Origin of the sequence: Henriciella sp. (genome assembly GCF_049649345.1) — a bacterium.
In the GTDB taxonomy this organism is placed as follows: Bacteria; Pseudomonadota; Alphaproteobacteria; order Caulobacterales; family Hyphomonadaceae; genus Henriciella.
Genome location: NZ_JBARZC010000012.1, coordinates 1 through 2,946 on the forward strand (window position 1 = coordinate 1; position 2,946 = coordinate 2,946).

3 protein-coding genes are annotated in these 2,946 nt (G+C 60.6%); 1 reads left to right on the forward strand and 2 read right to left on the reverse strand.

Going from position 1 to position 2,946, the window contains the following annotated elements; translation table 11 throughout:
- On the reverse strand, nt 1-913 hold a 913-nt coding region (pip, locus tag WA989_RS00330; protein ID WP_424338541.1), incomplete at its 3' end, for a prolyl aminopeptidase.
- Between the two features lie 125 nt (nt 914-1,038).
- On the opposite strand from pip, the gene WA989_RS00335 reads away from it, so the two are divergent.
- The gene (locus tag WA989_RS00335) at nt 1,039-1,656 is read left to right on the forward strand and encodes a hypothetical protein (RefSeq protein WP_424338542.1); all 618 of its coding nucleotides are present in this window, start codon (nt 1,039-1,041) and stop codon (nt 1,654-1,656) included.
- Between the two features lie 68 nt (nt 1,657-1,724).
- Here the strand turns inward: WA989_RS00335 and WA989_RS00340 are convergent.
- Nucleotides 1,725-2,946 (reverse strand): HNH endonuclease family protein (locus WA989_RS00340; RefSeq protein WP_424338543.1); only part of this gene is annotated, 1,222 nt, incomplete at its 5' end.

Here is a 2,946-nt window from a genome sequence, read left to right on the forward strand (position 1 = left end):
GGTCGATAATGCCGCTGTCGAGGCTGGAATGGCCCGCATCCGGCACGATGTGCAGCTCAGCGTCCGGCCAGACCTTGGTCAGTGCCCAGGCGGTCGAGAGCGGTGTGACGACGTCATATCGGCCATGCACGATGATGCCGGGGATGCCTTGTAGCTTTTCTTCCGCCTGTTTGAGCAGCCAGCCATCCTCGTCAAAGAAGCCCTTATTGACGAAGTAGTGGCATTCGATGCGTGCAAACGCGTCGGCGAAACTGTCTTCCTCGAACTTGGCGGGGCGCGAAGACGGGCCCTGGATCGAGATCGTTTCACCTTCCCAGCAGGCCCAGGCCTTGGCCGCGGCCATACGCTCGGCGCGGTCCTCGCCGGTCAGGCGCTTGTGAAAGGCGCTGAGCAGGTCGCCGCGTTCCTCCTCCGGGATCGGGGCGACATAGCGGTCATAGGCATCCGGGAAGAGGCGGCTCGCCCCGTCCTGATAGAACCACTGTATCTCCGCCTCGGTGATCAGGAAGATGCCGCGCAGGATCAGGCCGTGGACATGGTCTGTGTGTTTCACCGCATAGGAGAGCGACAGCGTCGAGCCCCAGGACCCGCCGAACACGACCCATTTGTCGATTCCGAGATGCTCGCGGATCTGCTCCATATCCTTGACCAGCGACCAGGTGTCATTGCCACGCAGCTCCGAGTGCGGCGTCGAGCGGCCACAGCCGCGCTGGTCGAACAGGATGATGCGGTAGAGATCCGGGTCGAAGAAGCGGCGCATTTCCGGGTTCGAGCCTCCGCCGGGCCCGCCATGCAGCGCAACCACGGGCAGGCCATTGGGATTGCCTGATTCTTCCCAATACACCTCATGGATGTCGGAAACGCGCAGACGTCCCGTTTTTCGTGCTTCGATTGGTGGATAAAGTTTTAACATTTAAAACCTTTGTTCACCCCCTCTTCATACTTTCGCGCCCAATATGGGATTAAGGTATGGACGCGTAATGGCCAATCTGTAATCCTCATTGCGGGGTTGCGTAATCTACGGGCGGTCAGCTGTCGATGATGAAAGTTCTTTCTTGTGTATCGGTCTTGCTCGTTTCGGGCTGCGCGACCGTGTCCATGGTATCCCAGGAAGCTGTCATCGAGACCGAGACGAATTCAGAGCAGTCTGCTCTGCGCGAAACCGCCGAAGCTTTCAAGACAAGCGCTGAAACCAGGGGATGGGTGACCGAGTCCCGCGGGCTCATGGACTTTGCCAATATCCTGTTCGGCGGCACCAGCGAACAGACAGACCGGCCGACTGCGAATTACGCAGAACAGATCGACGCGGCCAGTGCAGACCCCGCATCCGTTTACACGACAATCGAGACCGATGCGCGCAGCGCCGCGCTCGAGCTGGAGGCGCTGGACGCGCTGGCCACCGACCTGCTGGCCAGCGAGGCGGTTGATCGCTCCGACGTGATCAGCTTCGAAAGCGCCCTGGTTGTTGCCCAGAAGAGCTATCGCAGCTTTTCCGAAGCGGCAGGTATTGCCGGCGCCCGCTCAAGTGACGGGCTTGCAGGCGCAGAGCTCGCGCTCGCCCAGTTTGCGACCACGATCGACATGGCCCGCAACTCTGCAGATCAGCTCGCCAGCGCGTATGCGGACGGCAAGGCCGCAGAGACAGCTAGCAGCTAAAGCTCTTTATCTCAGCCCGTTCCGCAGCCGGCGCGCCCGGCTAAAGCCGCCGAGCGCTTCTCGCCGACCTAATCAAGAGTCTCGAACCAGACCGTCATCAGGATGCTTGCCAGATGATCGGTACGCTCACGGACATCTTCTGCCGTCCAGGTCTGGCGCTCGCGCAAATCCTCTGTCAGCGCGAAGATGCGGTTCTCTTCGGCAAAGAAGATGCTCTTCTTCTCGCGGAAATCCTTGCGGTCTGCCAGCCGGTTGATGTGCTGCGGTACGATCACGAAATTGCCGACCGTCTCGCACAGCTCGCGCTGGACCTGTCCTCTTGGCCAGACGGTGTTCCAAAAAGAGTCGTCCGGCACAGCGCGGGGCAAGACGTGTTCGACGGTGGCGTCTTCTTCGGGGCTGATGGGCTCGCCATTCTCAAGCGCCGCATTCAGGCGGAGCGCGATGGCGCGCCGCTGGGCGAAATTGCCGAACCGGCCGGTCAGCCTGTCGCGCACCTTGCGCACATCATCCTTTGAGAAATAGAGCGGACCGCCGCCATTGAGCAGCGGCTTGCCGGCGAGGATCGCCTGGGTCACCTTCTGGTAGCGCTTCTGGCGCGGCCCGCGATCGGTGACATACAGCATCATCACATAGGCGAAGCGTTCCAGCTTCTTGAAGAATTCGAGCGCCTGCGCGCCGTCTTTCGGATTCTGGTAGATGTAGGCGACGGCAGGCACCTTCCAGAGGGAATGATCGATCAGCCGCAAATGGTCGAGCGGCGCCTTGATGGCGGCGCTGTATTCGCCATAGTCGGGATCCCCCTTCAGCACCATGCGGAACGCCTCGACATAGCGCGGCAGATCCTGGTCGAGGAAGGTCTTAGCATCGACTTTGCTGAGCACATTCTTGGCGAACTCGTTCGCCGTCTTCCCTTTCGGATTCTTCGTGTAGAACTGTCGGATGATATTCATCAGCTCGTCGAGGCCACCGCCGCCGAGCTTGGCCTCGTGGTCCAGCCACTGCCGGGCATAAGCGCTTGCCTCTTCAACCGGGAGGTCGGCTTTCTGCAGGATTTCGGTCTTGACGATATCGTGGCTGTTGGGCGCCTTGCCGCGCGTATTGAGGACGCGGAACACATCATATCCGCCATTCCAGTCGGGCACGCTTACGCGCACGAGCACAACACGGTCCCGGATGGTTTCGAACAGCGCCTGCCGTTGGGCCGGTGAGAGCTTCTTGAGCTGCTTTTCGAGCCAGCGGACGTTTTCCTGCATGCGGCTGTGATTGGACGATTCATCGGTCTCGATG